The following is a 13,984-nucleotide window of genomic DNA, read 5'->3' on the forward strand; positions in this document are numbered from 1 at the left end:
AGTCCGTCGCAGCTTCCAAAGCCAGTCCTTCGATAACCATAGCGCCACATGGCTTTGCTGGGCATAAAAAAAACCCGCCTGGGCGGGTTTTTTCTGAAGCACGTCACATCAGGCGATTTCAGCGAAGCACTCTTCGATGATGGCCAGGCCTTTGTCCAGCAGCGCGTCTTCGGCGGTCAGTGGAACCAGGATACGCAGGACGTTGCCGTAGGTGCCGCAAGACAGCAGGATCAGACCCTTTTCGCGAGCCTTGGCGACAACCTGGCCAACAGCAGCAGCATTCGGGGTGTGAGTGCCTTTCTCGAAGACTTCGACGGCAATCATCGAGCCCAGACCACGGACGTCGCCGATGATCGGGTGCTTCTTCTGGATTTCGCGCAGGCCAGCGGTCAGGCGCTCACCCACAGCCTTGCTGCGGTCCAGCAGTTTTTCCTCTTCGAACACTTCGATCACGGCCAGGGCCGCGGCGCAAGCGATCGGCGAGCCGGCGTAGGTGCCGCCCAAGCCGCCTGGAGCGATGGCGTCCATGTACTCGGCCTTGCCGCACACACCGGCCAGCGGGAAGCCGCCAGCAATGGATTTGGCGAAGGTGGTCAGATCAGGCGCAACGCCCATCTGTTCCATGGCGAAGAAGGTGCCGGTACGGCCAGCGCCAGTTTGTACTTCGTCGGCGATCAGCAGGATACCGTGCTGGTCGCACAGGGCGCGCAGGCGTTTCATCAGCTCTTTCGGCGCAGGCAGGAAGCCACCTTCGCCTTGTACTGGCTCGAGGATGATCGCGGCGATGTCGCGCGGCTCGGCATCGTTCTTGAAGATGCGCTCGACCGAGGCGATGGCGTCGTCAACGCTGATACCGTGCAGTTCGCTCGGGAACAGGGCGCGGAAGATGCCGCCTGGCATCAGGCCCATGCCAGCGGAGTACGGCACGACCTTGCCGGTCAGGCCCAGGGTCATCATGGTACGGCCGTGATAACCGCCGGTGAAGGCGATGACGCCAGCGCGGCCAGTGGCAGCACGAGCGATCTTGACGGCGTTTTCAACGGCTTCGGAGCCGGTGGTGACCAGCAGGGTCTTCTTGTCGAAGTCGCCTGGGACCAGCTTGTTGATCTTTTCGCACAGCTCTACGTAGGGTTCGTAAGCCAGCACCTGGAAGCAGGTGTGGCTGACCTTGGTCAGCTGCTCTTGCACGGCTGCAACCACTTTCGGGTGCAGGTGGCCGGTGTTCAGTACTGCGATGCCGCCGGCGAAGTCGATCAGTTCGCGGCCTTCAACGTCGATCACGGTCGAGTTCTTCGCGGTGTCGACGAAGATCGGGTGGATCTGGCCGACGCCACGTGGGACGGCAGCTACACGACGTTGCATCAAGGATTCGTTGGTTTTGCTCATAATGCCCTCATTGCGCCGTCAGGAATGGCGCTTTTATTCGGGGGTGGCTGGGAGTGCTCGCGAACAGTATTCGTTGATCGACTGTCGTGAACGCCCTGGCCACCAGGTACTGCAATGTAAAAAAGGCCAGCGAGACGTCGCTCTCGCGCCCCGCTGGCAGAGGTAAAGCCTTTACCGTGCGATCAGACGCTGATGCACAGGTATTTGATTTCGAGGTAGTCCTCGATACCGTACTTGGAACCTTCGCGGCCCAGGCCCGAAGCCTTGATACCACCGAACGGCGCCACTTCGTTGGAGATCAGGCCGGTGTTGATACCCACCATGCCGTATTCCAGGGCTTCGGCGACACGGAACACACGGCTCATGTCACGAGCGTAGAAGTACGAGGCCAGGCCGAACTCGGTGTCGTTGGACATGGCGATGACTTCGGCTTCATCTTTGAAGCGGAACAGCGGTGCCAGTGGGCCGAACGTCTCTTCCTTGGCGACAGCAGCGGTCTTCGGTACGTCTACCAGGATGGTCGGTTCGAAGAAGTTGCCTTCGATCAGTTTGCCACCGGACAGCACTTTGGCGCCTTTGCTGACGGCGTCCTCAATGTGCTCCTGGACCTTGGCGACAGCCTTGCCGTCGATCAGCGGGCCAGTGGTGGTGCCGTCTTCCAGGCCGTTACCGATCTTCAGCTTGGCAACTGCAGCGGCCAGCTTCTCGGCGAACGCGTCGTAGACGCCGTCCTGCACGTAGATACGGTTGGCGCAAACGCAAGTCTGGCCGTTGTTACGGTACTTGGAGATGATCGCGCCCTCGACCGCCTTGTCCAGGTCGGCGTCGTCAAACACGATGAACGGGGCGTTGCCACCCAGCTCCAGGGAAACTTTCTTGATGTCCTTGGCGCATTCTTCCATCAGCTGGCGACCGATTTCGGTCGAGCCGGTGAAGGACAGCTTGCGTACCAGGGAGTTGCCAGTCAGCTCGCCGCCCACTTCGCCGGCGCTGCCGGTAACCACACTCAGCACGCCAGCCGGGATGCCGGCACGGTGGGCCAGCTCGACCAGGGCCAGAGCGGAGTAAGGGGTTTGCGAAGCCGGCTTGAGCACCATGGTGCAGCCAGCGGCCAGGGCCGGGCCGGCTTTACGGGTGATCATGGCGGCCGGGAAGTTCCACGGAGTGATGGCCGCGGTAACGCCGATTGGCTGCTTGATGACAATCAGGCGCTTGTCTGGCTGGTGGCCCGGGATGGTGTCACCGTAGATGCGCTTGGCTTCTTCGGCGAACCACTCGATGAACGAGGCGGCGTAGGCGATTTCGCCCTTGGCTTCGGCCAGCGGCTTGCCCTGTTCGGTGGTCATCAGGCGAGCCAGGTCGTCCTGGTTCTCGATCATCAGTTCGAACCAGCGACGCAGCTTGGCCGAGCGCTCTTTCGCAGTCAGGGCGCGCCAGGCCGGCAGGGCCTTGTCGGCGGCTTCGATGGCACGGCGAGTTTCCGCGGTGCCCATCTTCGGCACGGTACCGATGACTTCGCCGGTGGCCGGGTTGGTCACCTTGATGGTCTGGCCGTTGTCCGCATCCAGCCACTCACCATTGATATAGGCTTGCTGGCGGAACAACTGAGCGTCTTTGAGCTGCATGTCGGCTTCCCGAATTGTTGATTGTTGAAAAGCGCCCAAGGCAGGGCATCGAGCGTTTGAAATCTCAAACGAATGCTAAGCGGCTGCTGGGGTGTTGGACAATAGGCTGTTCGAAAAAAAGAACGAATGGTTGAACAGCCCATCTGAAATCGCCCGCAGAATGGCCGCTAAAGGGTAGACGATGCTGCGGCTGGACGCGGGGCGAAGCCAAAGTTCGTTTCACTGCCTGTCACGGCCAATTTTCAACACACCTTGATGGCGGGCTGAAACGATGATGCTGTCGCCATCGGCAGCGTAATCGACGGCATTGACGTGGGTCCAGTTACGGCCGGTTCCACCCTGGCCGACAGTTTGATCGGTATTGTCGTGTATCCGGCCCCGGGGATCTGCACAGCCAACACGGTAAAAACAGCTACAGATCAAGGCGATGGACGTCAACGATACAGATGGGTATCATGCGTGCGCGTTGCACTCGTAGCTCAGCTGGATAGAGTACTGCCCTCCGAAGGCAGGGGTCGTGGGTTCGAATCCCGCCGAGTGCGCCATATCAAGAAAGCCCTGGGCCTGAGCCCGGGGCTTTTTCGTTTGTGCGCCATGTCACCTTTCTGGTACTCCCGTGCCACGGGTCATTGATGTTAGCGTGGGCGTCTTCCCGTTCTCCGAACGGGTAACCCATAACAATGATTGGCGAAGGAATGCGCACAACCATGCACCTGAGAAAACTCACCGCCACCACCCTGTTGCTGGCCAGCATCGGCCTGTTCACCCAGCCTGCCCAGGCCAACCTCACCCAACAGCAGTCCGCAGCTATCGTCAAAGCCTTCGACGGCAGCGACCCAAGCGACTTCAAGCAATTCCTCGGCAAGCTCAAAGGCAGCGACCTGGGCAAGGCCGACAACCTCGAGGCAACCGTCGACGCCTACCTGGCCAACAAGCCATTGGCCGCCGGGCAACAAGACGAGATCAACCGCCTGCTCGGCCTGTATACCCGCATCAAGTATGGCAAGGCCGCTACCGAAACCCTGCGTGAACTGGTAGCCATCCCCACCTTCAACGTCGAGGGTACGCCGCAGTACGAAAACCCTGAATTCCTCAAGATCGCCGACAGGATCAAGGCCTTGGCCGACAGCTTCGGCCTGGCCTTCCGTAACATCGACAACCGGGTGTACGAGATCTCGCTGGGCAGCGGGAAGGAAGTGATCGGCATCCATGCCCACGCTGACGTAGTGCCGGTCAACCCGGACAACTGGAAGCTGGCCGATGGTACGCGCCTTGACCCGTTCAAGGTCACCCTGGCGGGTGACCGCATGTACGGCCGCGGCACCGAGGACGACAAGAACGGCATCGTGGTGGCGATGTACGCGCTGAAAGTGGCCAAGGACGAAAACCTGCCGCTCGCCCGGCAGTTCAAGCTGCTGATCGACACCACCGAAGAAACCAGCGGTGATGCCATTCCCTACTACTTCGAGCGCAACCCTACGCCCGATTACAACCTGGCCCTCGACGGCGGCTACCCGGTAGTGATTGCCGAGAAAGGCTACGGCACGGTCATGGCCAGCTTCAACAAGCGCCCGGCCAGCGGCAAGGGTGCCGAGATCGTCAACCTGACCGGTGGCCTGGCGACCAACCAGATCCCGACAACTTCGGTAGCGACCCTGATTTCTGACAACCCGGCACAGCTGGCCAAGCACCTGCAGCAAGCCGGCGCCAAATATGTGAAGCAGCATGGAGGCGACTTCAGCATCGACGCCAAGGCCGACGGCAAGCAAGTCTTGCTCACCGTGACCGGTGTTTCCGCACACTCTTCGGAGCCGGAATCCGGCATCAACCCGGTGGCGCGTATGCTCGACTTCATCAATGGCCTCGGCCAGCAGGTGTCGCTCAAGCACAACCACTTTACCGACGCTGCCCGCTATGCCGCAGACAACTGGGGCCTGGACTACCTGGGCAACAAGCTCGGCGTGGCCTTCCAGGACCCGTTCATGGGCCCGCTGACCACTTCGCTGACCTTTGTCGGGGTGGATGACAAAGGCTTGAAGCTGGCGGTAAACCTGCGCATTCCCAAGGGGAAGCCGATCGCCACGATCAAAGACGAACTGGCCGACAAACTGGGCAAATGGACCCGGCAAAGCAACACCTCGGTGGCGTTCGATTACAGCCTGGACGAACCGATGTACCGTAACCCTGAAGGCGAATGGGTCCAGGCCCTGCTCGCCGTGGCCACCGAGAACCTGGGTATGAAGCATGAGTTCGGTACCTCGGCCGGCGCGACTTCGGTGCACAATCTTCCCAACGGTGTGCAATTTGGCCTGGCGATGCCGGACGTGAAGTACACCGGGCACAACGACAACGAGTTCAAGACCGTGGAACAGTTCATGCTGGACCTGCAGATAGTGAGCGAGATGGTGGCGCGGATCGGGCAGATGCCGAAGCTTTGATGGGCAGTACGGCCTCTTCGCGGCTTTAGCCGCGAAAAGGCCGCTACAAGCGAACAGCAATGACGTTTTTCAATCGCCTCCATGCCGTTTCCTGCATTGCCGTGCAGAGCGCCGTACCGGATGCTTTAGTTACTCCGAGACAGTGCTTTTTTCACCCGCAGAGGCCCGTATGAAGACCGTCGAACAAATCCTCAAGACCAAGTCCCAGCACCAGACCGTCTACACCATCGGCCCGGATGACTCGGTGCTCGACGCCCTGAAAATGCTGGCGGAGAAAAACGTCGGTGCGCTGCCTGTCGTCGAGGGTGGCCAGGTAGTGGGTATCGTCAGCGAACGGGACTATGCGCGCAAACTGGTCCTCAAGGGCCGCTCTTCCGCGGCCACGCCGGTGCGCGAAATAATGAGTGAACCGGTGGTCACCGTGGCCCCCAAGCAAAAGCTCGATTTCTGCATGAACCTGATGACCGACCGCCACCTGCGTCACCTGCCGGTGGTCGAAAACGGCAGATTGCTCGGCCTGCTGTCGATCGGTGACCTGGTCAAGGAAACCATCGCCGAACAGGCCAGCCTGATCAAGCAAATGGAGCAGTACATCCGCGGCGAATGAAGCGCCTCAATGGTAGGCGCGCTCCAGCTCGTCCAGCTGATGGTCGAAGCTACGCAAGCGCGCCGACCAGGTGTACACCAGCACTTCCAGGTCACGGTTGAGCACTGCCGTATTGCCGTGCCCGCTGTGCGTCGGCTCACCGAGGTCCAGCTGGTAGCGTTCACGGGCCATCGCCTGGGCCACGCTGGACAGGTCGCGAGCATTGGCCAGCCAGTGGTGTTGGCGGTCATGGATTTCGCGGTCGAGCACCCGGCACTGGCGCTTAAGCGCATCCAGGCTCTGCTCCAGCGGTGTACCCCTGAGCTCGCCCATGACCTCTTCGAAAGTACGCCCCGAATGCCAGTAGCTGCCCCAGAAATAGCGGTCGAAAACCGTCTCGACGCGGCGTAGTGCAACCTTGGTGTTCCAGATGGTCAGCAACGTTCGCCCCTGCACCACTTCGCGCTTGTTCAGGCGCAGCTGCTGCCAGGCGATCCATGTCAGCGCCACCAGTGCAACCGCCACAGTGACCGCGGCAGCGGCATACAGGAAATGCACCGCCTGGGTCATCTGTTGCGTCTGCCTGATGCCATAGAAGTAACTGGCCGTCAGAGTGCCCAGGATCGTCACGGAACACCAGAAACCTGGTGCGTAGGGATCTTTCATCGCGCTATCCCCTTATTGTTTTCCTGAGCATAGCAACGGCCGATCACTCGTCAGGTGCCACTCGGCGCTTTATTTTCGGGGGCGGCGCAATGCTTCGTTGAGTTGATCGAAGGGCACAGCCCAATCGGAATCTTCAATGATGCTGTCCTTGAGAAATGCACGCTGAGAGTCGTTCCAGAACGGCGCATCCACCAGCTTGATCTCGTTCTTCAGCGGGGAATGGCTGGTGATGAACTGATCGATACTCTTGGGATCGTCGGGCAAGCCCAGCTGCTTGAACAGCTCGGCAAAGGGATGGATCGGCGCTTCCATGGTTCCTCCTGAGCGCCAGGCAAGCCGTCCACGACGCCCGCCTGGCATTGGTTTGAAAACATCAGCACAGCTCGCGCACTTCGGCGTGCGGCACCAGTTTCATGTACTGCTCCATGCTCATGTGAATCAGGTGATCGTGGTCACCCGCCTCCAGGTAGACATCGCCTTGGCGGGTGAGACTCGGGTCGAGCAGCATTTTTATCTGGTAAGCATCGCCAAGGGCCGGCACGGCACCGCGCTCGCAGTCATTGAACAGGCTCGGCAGACCGCTTTCACGGGTCAGATGCCAGGCCCCGGACATACGCACCTTGTCCATGTCCAGATGCCGGTTGGCCGGTAGCACGGCCATGATGTAGTTGCCGTGACGATCATCGACCATCACCGCCTTGGCGACCCGCTCTGCGGGCACGCCGGCCATACGGGCTGACTCCAGGCTGGTGGCCGAATGTGGGTGGGGAATGATGTCGTAGTCGCAGTTGGCCTTGTCCAGGCTGGCCTGCAGGGTCTTTGCCATACGCATGATGCACCTCCGGTTTCGCCCCCCAATTTTCAATTTTAGGCCGGGTACGAGTGGTCGGGGCTAAACTTGTGTAAATACGCGCAAATGAGGTGACGACAGGTGATCGCCCACTGCTGGCGCTGGCTGTTGCTGCTGTTGTTGCTTGGCATCACGCCAAGTGGCCAGGCCGCGCCCGGCGCGGTGTGGGTGCTGGGCATCGACGACGCCATCGGCCCGGCCAGCGCCGACTACCTGGTACGCAGCCTCGGCCAGGCCCAGGCACAAGGCGCGCAACTGGTGGTTATCCGCATGGATACCCCGGGCGGGCTGGACAGCGCCATGCGCCAGATGATCAAGGCAATTCTCGCCAGCCCTGTACCGGTCGCCAGCTACGTTGCCCCCAGCGGAGCCCGCGCCGCCAGCGCCGGCACCTATATTCTCTACGCCAGCCATATTGCGGCGATGGCGCCCGGGACCAATCTGGGTGCTGCCACACCGGTGCGGATCGGCGGCCCGCCTGGCACGCCCGATGAGGACAAGGCCAAAGGCGGCGACGATGAAGCCCTCGCACGCAAACAGGTCAACGACGCCGCCGCTTACATCCGTGGCCTGGCGCAAATGCGCGGCCGCAACGCCGACTGGGCGGAGAAGGCCGTGCGCGAGGCGGTCAGCCTGTCCGCCAGCGAGGCCTTGCGGCTGAACGTGATCGATCAGGTAGCCGATGACCTGCCTGACCTGCTGCGCAAGCTCGACGGCAAAACGCTCCAGGTGGCCGGCCAGCCACGCCAGTTGCAGACCGCAGGCGCCAGCGTGATCGAGCATCTGCCGGACTGGCGCACACGGGTTCTGGCAGTGATCACCAACCCCAGCGTGGCACTGATCCTGATCATGATCGGCGTTTACGGCCTGTTGTTCGAATTCATGAACCCCGGTTCTGCGGTGGGTGGTGTGGTCGGAGGTATCTGCCTGCTGCTGGCGCTGTATGCGCTGCAGCTATTGCCGGTGAGTTTCGCCGGGGTGGCGCTGATCCTGCTTGGCATTACCTTCATGATCGCCGAAGCCTTCTTGCCCAGTTTCGGCGTGGTCGGCTTCGGCGGCATCGTTGCCTTTGTGGTCGGCGCGTTGATCCTGATCGACACCGACGCTCCCGGTTTCGGCATCCCTCTGGCCTTGATCGGCACCCTGGCGCTGCTCTCGGCATTACTGATCGGTGGCGTACTGGGCATGGCTCTCAAGGCCCGCCAACGGGCACTGGTCAGTGGCGACGCCGGCCTGGTCGGCAGCCTGGTCACCGTCACCCAGGTGATGGCAAGCGACCCATTCTGTGGCGTCGTGCTGGCTCAGGGCGAGCCATGGCAAGCGCGGTGCGCAACGCCGCTGCAAACTGGCCAGAACGTACGGGTGACCGCGCGCCATGGCGTGATGCTGGAAGTGAGCGCCGCCGCCCCTGCGACGCAAGGAGAATGACCATGTTCATGCAATTCGGTTTCGGCGCTGTGCTGATCGTGCTGGCCATGCTGGTACTGTCGGCGTTTCGCATCCTGCGCGAATACGAGCGCGGCGTGGTGTTCCAGCTGGGGCGCTTCTGGCAGGTCAAAGGGCCGGGGCTTATCCTGGTGATCCCGGTGATTCAGCAAATGGTACGGGTCGACCTGCGTACAGTGGTACTGGATGTGCCGCCGCAGGATGTGATCACCCGCGACAACGTTTCGGTCAAGGTCAATGCAGTGCTGTACTTTCGCGTGCTCGACCCGCAGAAAGCGATCATTCAGGTCGAGGATTTTCTGGTGGCGACCAGCCAGTTGGCCCAGACGACCCTGCGAGCGGTGCTGGGCAAGCACGAACTGGATGAGCTGTTGGCCGAACGCGAGCAACTGAATCTGGACATCCGCCAGGTGCTGGATGCACAGACGGATGCCTGGGGCATCAAGGTGGCCAACGTCGAGATCAAGCACGTTGACCTGAACGAGTCGATGGTGCGCGCCATCGCCCGCCAGGCCGAGGCCGAGCGCGAACGTCGGGCCAAGGTGATTCATGCCGAGGGTGAACTGCAGGCGTCGGAAAAACTGATGCAGGCCGCGCAAATGCTGAGCAAGGAGCCGGGGGCGATGCAGTTGCGCTATATGCAGACGCTGGGGACGATTGCCGGTGACAAGAGCTCGACCATCGTCTTCCCGCTGCCGATAGATTTGCTGAAAGGGTTGGTTGGCAAGGAGAAATAGTGATGGGCCAATCGCGGGCTCCGCGATTGGCCTGTATACGGTCTGTCAGACCGGCGCACGGCGCAAGGTAGCGAGGAAGGTGGCCGCACCAATGAACAACCCGGCAAAAGTGCGGTTCAAACGCTTCTGCTGTTTGGGTGTGCGCAACATGCGCAACACATGCGAAGCCAACCCGGTGTACCCCGCCATCACCAGCAGGTCGACAGTGACCATGGTCACGGTGATCGCCACATATTGCGGCAGCAGCGGCGCATGCGGGTTAAGGAACTGCGGCAGCACCGCCAGCATAAACACCAGCGCCTTGGGGTTGCTGACGTTGACCAGGAAACCACGGAACACCAGGCTCAGCGGCTTGCCGATCGGGCGCACGCCTGATTCATCGCTCATGTCCATCGGCAGTGCACGCCATTGCTTGTAGGCCAGGTACACCAGGTAGGCGACGCCAAACCACTTGATGACCTGGAACGCCGTGGCCGAGGCGGCCAGGATGGCACCGACGCCGGCGGCGATGATGGCGATCTGCATGATCAGGCCCAGCTGAAGGCCCAAGGCGTTCCAGTAACCACGCCAGAAGCCGTATTGCAGGCCGCTGGACATCGAGGCAATCGCCCCGGCACCAGGTGAAAGGCTGATCACCCAGCAGGCAGCAAAGAAGCCCAACCATACTTCCATCGACATCACACACCTCGCTCGAACATTTGTTGCAAAACGTTAAGCTAAGGTTTTGGCGAAAAAATAACCAGTGATTTCTGATGGATTTGTGGTGTCTGACCTGACTTCTTCGCGGGCCCGCCCGCTCCCACGCCCAGTGCATCTTCAGACGGTGGGATACCTGTGGGAGCGGGCGCGCCCGCGAAGGGGCCAGTACAGGTTCAGTCAGCTTCGGTAGCTGTTTCTTTGCGCAGGGCCTGTACTTCGGCCCCGCGCCAGCGTCGTACCGACTTCTGGAAGAACTGGCTATTGGGCACCTGCACAAGCGCCCCACCCGCTTCGGGCATTTCCAGCAGCGTGGTGAACAGCAGGTTGATGGCGATCACCCGGCCTTTCACGCCGGGCTTGTCGAGGGTGTCGACCAGCTCGACCACATCGCCGATGCGAAACGGCCCAACCGTGAAGATCAACACCGCGCACAACAGGTTGGACAGCACGCTCCACATGGCGAAGAAGGCCACCGCCGCTACCGCGACGAAGCCGGAAAGTGCTGTCCACAACACAGTCGCCGAAACACCCAGGCGCTCCAGCACGAACAGCAGCGCGCTGCCCATGATCAGCCAGCGCAGGCCACCGCGAACGGGCACCAGCAACTCCGGCGGCAACGGGTAACGCTGGCCGAGTCGGCCAAGCCCACGGGCGACGATACGCTGCAGGATGAACGCCGCTACCAGGATCAAGAGGATCTGCAAGCCCAGCCAGAAGGTGTCCATCCATTGCCCTGGCAGCAGCGAACGCAGTTCCTCCATCAGGACAAGGCCTCGAGTTCGGCCTGCATGCTTTCAAGGGTTTCCAGCGCTTCCATCCAGGCCTCTTCCAGTTCGCCTTCGCGTTGCTTGAGCCGGGTCTGGCGCGCCAACAGGTCGCGCAACTCGTCCTTGCGCGCCGCGTCGTAAAGGCCACCATCACCCAGCGCGGTCTCGATCTCGGCCAATTGTGCGTGCACCTGGTTAAGCTCGGCTTCCAGCTTGTCGGCAGCCTTCTTGTGCGGTGCCAACTGCTGGCGCAAGGCTGCGGCAGCCTGGCGCTGGGCTTTCTTGTCGGTCTTGTCCGGGTTGGCCGGTGCAGTACTGGCCGGCGCGCTGCGCTGGCGGTACTCGACCAGCCAGCGGCTGTAGTCTTCCAGGTCACCGTCGAAGGTGTCGACCTTGCCGTCGGCCACCAGCAGGAAGTCATCCGTGGTGCTCTTGAGCAAATGACGGTCGTGGGATACCACCACCACGGCACCGGCAAACTCCTGCAAGGCCATGGTCAGTGCCAGACGCATTTCCAGGTCCAGGTGGTTGGTCGGTTCGTCAAGCAGCAGCAGGTTTGGCCGCTCCCAGGCAATCAGCGCAAGTGCCAGGCGAGCCTTTTCGCCACCGGAGAAGTTCACCACCGGCTCGTCGCAACGGGCACCGTGGAAATCGAAGCCGCCGAGAAAGTCGCGCAGCGTCTGCTCACGCTCGGTAGGGGCGATGCGCTGCAGGTGCAGCAGCGGGCTGGCCTTGTCGTCCAGCGAGTCCAGCTGATGCTGGGCAAAGTAGCCTACAGCCAGGTTCTCGCCTCGAACCAGACGGCCCGACAACGGCGCCAGCTCACCTGCAAGGTTCTTGATCAGGGTCGACTTGCCGGCGCCGTTGGGCCCGAGCAGACCAATACGAGCACCCGGGGTGAGCTGCAGCTTGACCTTGTCGAGGATGGCCTTGTCGCCATAACCCAGGCAACCTTCGGAAAGGCTCAGCAACGGGCTGGAAATTTTCTGCGATTCACGGAAGACAAAGTCGAACGGCGAATCGACATGCGCCGCCGACAGCTCTTCCATGCGCTCCAAGGCCTTGATCCGGCTTTGCGCCTGACGGGCCTTGGTGGCCTGAGCCTTGAAGCGGGCAATGTACTTTTCCATGTGCGCGCGCTGCGCCTGCTGCTTTTCGTAGGCCTGCTGCTGCTGCGCCAGGCGCTCGGCACGGGTGCGCTCGAAGGCGGTATAGCCGCCTTTGTACAAGTTGAGCTTGCGCTGCTCGACGTGAAGCACATGGTCGACCACGGCATCGAGGAAGTCACGGTCGTGAGAGATCAGCAACAACGTGCCGGGGTAGCCCTTGAGCCAGTCTTCCAGCCACAGGATAGCGTCGAGATCGAGGTGGTTGGTGGGCTCGTCGAGCAGCAACAGGTCGGACGGGCACATCAGTGCCTGGGCCAGGTTCAGGCGCATCCGCCAGCCACCAGAGAAATCGCCGACACGGCGGTCCATCTGCTCGTTGGTGAAGCCCAGCCCAGCCAGCAACTTGCGCGCACGGGCGTCGGCGGTATAGCCGTCGGCGCTTTCCAGCTCACTGTGCAGGCGCGCCAGGGCGGTGCCGTCGTGGGCCTGCTCGGCCGCGGCCAATTCGGCCTGGACCTTGCGCAGGCGCACGTCGCCATCAAGCACATAGTCCACAGCCAGGCGATCGAGGGTGTCGACCTCTTGGCGCATATGGGCGATGCGCCAGTCGCCGGGCAGTTGGCAGTCACCGCCATCGGGCGACAGCTCACCGCGCAGCAAGGCGAACAGGCTGGATTTTCCGGCGCCGTTGGCGCCGATCAGGCCGGCCTTGTGACCGGCGTGCAGGGTCATCTCGGCGCCTTCTAGCAAGCGCTGCGGACCACGCTGTAAAGTGAGGTTGGATAGTCTGATCATGATGGTCGCGGAGTCTACCAGCTTCCTCGGCCCATAGCGCGAGTGGAACCATGCACACCGACCTGTGGAATTACGCCCTGACCCTGTATGCCAGGCCCGGCGTGCAAGCCGCCTGCCTTGAACTGCAGGCACTGGGCGGTGATGTCTGCCTGCTGCTGTGCGCAACTTGGCTGCAAGCACGTGGCGTGGCCGTACTGGGCGAACGCGCGCAAGCACTGCAAGAACTTGCCGAGCCCTGGCAACGTGAAGTGGTCGCCCCACTACGCAGCCTGCGCCAGCAATGGCGAGCGAAAGCATCGGATGATGCACAACTGGCGGCGTTGCGTGAACAGGTGAAAGGGTTGGAATTGCGGGCAGAAAAAACTCTGCTGGAGCGCTTGCAGGAGCGCTCGCGACAGTGGCCCGCGGGCTCCCATGAGCCCGCGGATGACTGGCTGGCCCGGCTGGCACCGGACCAGGCTCTACATCATGACGCGCTAGTTCAGTTGCGCGTCGCGGCCGCTGCGCTTCAGGACGCCGAAGGTGCCTGAGCCGGACTGCTCAAAGGTGCAGACGGTGCTGCCGGGGCCGGACTCTCCGAGTTGGTGGCGGCGGCTGGCGTAGCAGCTTTGGCGTCGGCAGGTTTGACGGCCGTGCGTGCAGGTGCCTTGGCGGCAGCTGGTTTTGCGGCTGGCTTGGCCGCAGGTTTGGCTGCGGCGGTCGACTTGGCAGCTGGTTTGGCCGCTGGCTTGGCGGCAGCGGTCGCCCTGGCAGCTGGCTTGGCCACAGGTTTGGCTGCAGCGGTCGACTTGGCAGCCGGTTTGGCCGCAGGCTTGGCGGCAGCGGTCGCCCTGGCAGCTGGCTTGGCCGCAGGTTTGGCTGCTGCGGTCGACTTGGCAGC

The 13,984-nt window shown here is 61.9% G+C and carries 14 protein-coding genes, 1 tRNA gene and 1 pseudogene; 6 read left to right on the forward strand and 10 right to left on the reverse strand.

Annotation, left to right across the window (positions count from 1 at the left end; translation table 11 throughout):
* Nucleotides 1-108: 108 nt before the first annotated feature.
* The 3 genes from gabT to ACF8GF_RS13660 form a co-directional block, all read right to left on the reverse strand.
* Nucleotides 109-1,386, reverse strand: coding sequence for a 4-aminobutyrate--2-oxoglutarate transaminase (gabT, locus tag ACF8GF_RS13650; protein ID WP_110744842.1), 1,278 nt, complete (start codon nucleotides 1,384-1,386; stop codon nucleotides 109-111).
* A gap of 182 nt (nucleotides 1,387-1,568) precedes the next feature.
* Nucleotides 1,569-3,011 carry an NADP-dependent succinate-semialdehyde dehydrogenase gene (gene gabD, locus ACF8GF_RS13655; protein ID WP_176685274.1) on the reverse strand — a complete coding sequence of 481 codons (1,443 nt, stop codon included), beginning with the start codon at nucleotides 3,009-3,011 and terminating at the stop codon, nucleotides 1,569-1,571.
* A 219-nt stretch (nucleotides 3,012-3,230) separates the two neighbouring features.
* The gene (locus ACF8GF_RS13660) at nucleotides 3,231-3,449 is read right to left on the reverse strand and encodes an aryl-sulfate sulfotransferase (RefSeq protein ID WP_392487997.1); all 219 of its coding nucleotides are present in this window, start codon (nucleotides 3,447-3,449) and stop codon (nucleotides 3,231-3,233) included.
* A gap of 30 nt (nucleotides 3,450-3,479) precedes the next feature.
* On the opposite strand from ACF8GF_RS13660, the gene ACF8GF_RS13665 reads away from it, so the two are divergent.
* From ACF8GF_RS13665 to ACF8GF_RS13675, 3 genes are all read left to right on the forward strand, one after another.
* A tRNA-Arg gene (locus ACF8GF_RS13665) sits at nucleotides 3,480-3,556 on the forward strand.
* Nucleotides 3,557-3,718: 162 nt separating this feature from the next.
* Nucleotides 3,719-5,449: a dipeptidase gene (locus ACF8GF_RS13670; RefSeq protein WP_392487998.1), complete on the forward strand. Its 1,731-nt coding sequence runs from the start codon at nucleotides 3,719-3,721 to the stop codon at nucleotides 5,447-5,449.
* Nucleotides 5,450-5,618: 169 nt separating this feature from the next.
* On the forward strand, nucleotides 5,619-6,056 hold the full coding sequence (locus tag ACF8GF_RS13675) for a CBS domain-containing protein (protein WP_176685276.1): 438 nt from the start codon (nucleotides 5,619-5,621) through the stop codon (nucleotides 6,054-6,056).
* Between the two features lie 6 nt (nucleotides 6,057-6,062).
* Here the strand turns inward: ACF8GF_RS13675 and ACF8GF_RS13680 are convergent, their stop codons facing one another.
* The 3 genes from ACF8GF_RS13680 to ACF8GF_RS13690 all read right to left on the reverse strand — a co-directional run bounded on the left by ACF8GF_RS13680 (nucleotide 6,063) and on the right by ACF8GF_RS13690 (nucleotide 7,533).
* On the reverse strand, nucleotides 6,063-6,701 hold the full coding sequence (locus tag ACF8GF_RS13680) for an NADH:ubiquinone oxidoreductase subunit N (RefSeq protein WP_176685277.1): 639 nt from the start codon (nucleotides 6,699-6,701) through the stop codon (nucleotides 6,063-6,065).
* 69 nt (nucleotides 6,702-6,770) lie between these two features.
* On the reverse strand, nucleotides 6,771-7,013 hold the full coding sequence (locus tag ACF8GF_RS13685; RefSeq protein WP_103470272.1) for a DUF2789 domain-containing protein: 243 nt from the start codon (nucleotides 7,011-7,013) through the stop codon (nucleotides 6,771-6,773).
* Nucleotides 7,014-7,074: 61 nt separating this feature from the next.
* Nucleotides 7,075-7,533 (reverse strand): aminoacyl-tRNA deacylase, encoded by a 459-nt coding sequence (locus ACF8GF_RS13690; protein WP_049588045.1) that lies wholly within the window; start codon nucleotides 7,531-7,533, stop codon nucleotides 7,075-7,077.
* 99 nt (nucleotides 7,534-7,632) lie between these two features.
* Here ACF8GF_RS13690 and ACF8GF_RS13695 point away from each other — a divergent pair, with 99 nt between their 5' ends.
* Both ACF8GF_RS13695 and ACF8GF_RS13700 read left to right on the forward strand, forming a co-directional pair.
* Nucleotides 7,633-8,979 (forward strand): nodulation protein NfeD, encoded by a 1,347-nt coding sequence (locus ACF8GF_RS13695; RefSeq protein WP_392487999.1) that lies wholly within the window; start codon nucleotides 7,633-7,635, stop codon nucleotides 8,977-8,979.
* Nucleotides 8,980-8,981: 2 nt separating this feature from the next.
* A complete protein-coding gene (locus ACF8GF_RS13700) occupies nucleotides 8,982-9,734 on the forward strand; it encodes a slipin family protein (RefSeq protein ID WP_176685279.1) in 753 nt (250 codons plus the stop codon).
* Nucleotides 9,735-9,779: 45 nt separating this feature from the next.
* Here ACF8GF_RS13700 and ACF8GF_RS13705 read toward each other — a convergent pair whose 3' ends face one another.
* From ACF8GF_RS13705 to ACF8GF_RS13715, 3 genes are all read right to left on the reverse strand, one after another.
* Nucleotides 9,780-10,412, reverse strand: coding sequence for a LysE family transporter (locus ACF8GF_RS13705; RefSeq protein ID WP_021782565.1), 633 nt, complete (start codon nucleotides 10,410-10,412; stop codon nucleotides 9,780-9,782).
* A 194-nt stretch (nucleotides 10,413-10,606) separates the two neighbouring features.
* The gene (locus ACF8GF_RS13710; RefSeq protein WP_392488000.1) at nucleotides 10,607-11,194 is read right to left on the reverse strand and encodes a mechanosensitive ion channel domain-containing protein; all 588 of its coding nucleotides are present in this window, start codon (nucleotides 11,192-11,194) and stop codon (nucleotides 10,607-10,609) included.
* A complete protein-coding gene (locus ACF8GF_RS13715; RefSeq protein ID WP_392488001.1) occupies nucleotides 11,194-13,104 on the reverse strand; it encodes an ATP-binding cassette domain-containing protein in 1,911 nt (636 codons plus the stop codon). The genes ACF8GF_RS13710 and ACF8GF_RS13715 overlap by 1 nt, the downstream gene beginning before the upstream one ends.
* A 50-nt stretch (nucleotides 13,105-13,154) precedes the next feature.
* Between ACF8GF_RS13715 and ACF8GF_RS13720 the strand changes: the two genes are divergently transcribed.
* Nucleotides 13,155-13,634 (forward strand): TIGR02444 family protein, encoded by a 480-nt coding sequence (locus ACF8GF_RS13720; protein ID WP_176685281.1) that lies wholly within the window; start codon nucleotides 13,155-13,157, stop codon nucleotides 13,632-13,634.
* Here ACF8GF_RS13720 and ACF8GF_RS13725 read toward each other — a convergent pair.
* A pseudogene (locus ACF8GF_RS13725) lies at nucleotides 13,613-13,984 on the reverse strand (transcriptional regulator); the annotation flags it as partial. The gene ACF8GF_RS13720 and the pseudogene ACF8GF_RS13725 sit on opposite strands and share 22 nt — an antisense overlap.

This window comes from Pseudomonas sp. yb_5 (assembly GCF_043103865.1).
Taxonomy (GTDB): Bacteria; Pseudomonadota; Gammaproteobacteria; order Pseudomonadales; family Pseudomonadaceae; genus Aquipseudomonas; species Aquipseudomonas putida_Y.

Coding starts and splice junctions, on each gene's coding strand:
- ACF8GF_RS13700 (WP_176685279.1), top strand. CDS start 8,982: ATGTTCATGCAATTCGGTTTCGGCGCTGTGCTGATCGTGCTGGCCATG.
- ACF8GF_RS13705 (WP_021782565.1), bottom strand. CDS start 10,412: ATGTCGATGGAAGTATGGTTGGGCTTCTTTGCTGCCTGCTGGGTGATC.
- gabD (WP_176685274.1), bottom strand. CDS start 3,011: ATGCAGCTCAAAGACGCTCAGTTGTTCCGCCAGCAAGCCTATATCAAT.
- ACF8GF_RS13720 (WP_176685281.1), top strand. CDS start 13,155: ATGCACACCGACCTGTGGAATTACGCCCTGACCCTGTATGCCAGGCCC.
- gabT (WP_110744842.1), bottom strand. CDS start 1,386: ATGAGCAAAACCAACGAATCCTTGATGCAACGTCGTGTAGCTGCCGTC.
- ACF8GF_RS13690 (WP_049588045.1), bottom strand. CDS start 7,533: ATGCGTATGGCAAAGACCCTGCAGGCCAGCCTGGACAAGGCCAACTGC.
- ACF8GF_RS13680 (WP_176685277.1), bottom strand. CDS start 6,701: ATGAAAGATCCCTACGCACCAGGTTTCTGGTGTTCCGTGACGATCCTG.
- ACF8GF_RS13675 (WP_176685276.1), top strand. CDS start 5,619: ATGAAGACCGTCGAACAAATCCTCAAGACCAAGTCCCAGCACCAGACC.
- ACF8GF_RS13710 (WP_392488000.1), bottom strand. CDS start 11,194: ATGGAGGAACTGCGTTCGCTGCTGCCAGGGCAATGGATGGACACCTTC.
- ACF8GF_RS13715 (WP_392488001.1), bottom strand. CDS start 13,104: ATGATCAGACTATCCAACCTCACTTTACAGCGTGGTCCGCAGCGCTTG.
- ACF8GF_RS13685 (WP_103470272.1), bottom strand. CDS start 7,013: ATGGAAGCGCCGATCCATCCCTTTGCCGAGCTGTTCAAGCAGCTGGGC.
- ACF8GF_RS13670 (WP_392487998.1), top strand. CDS start 3,719: ATGCACCTGAGAAAACTCACCGCCACCACCCTGTTGCTGGCCAGCATC.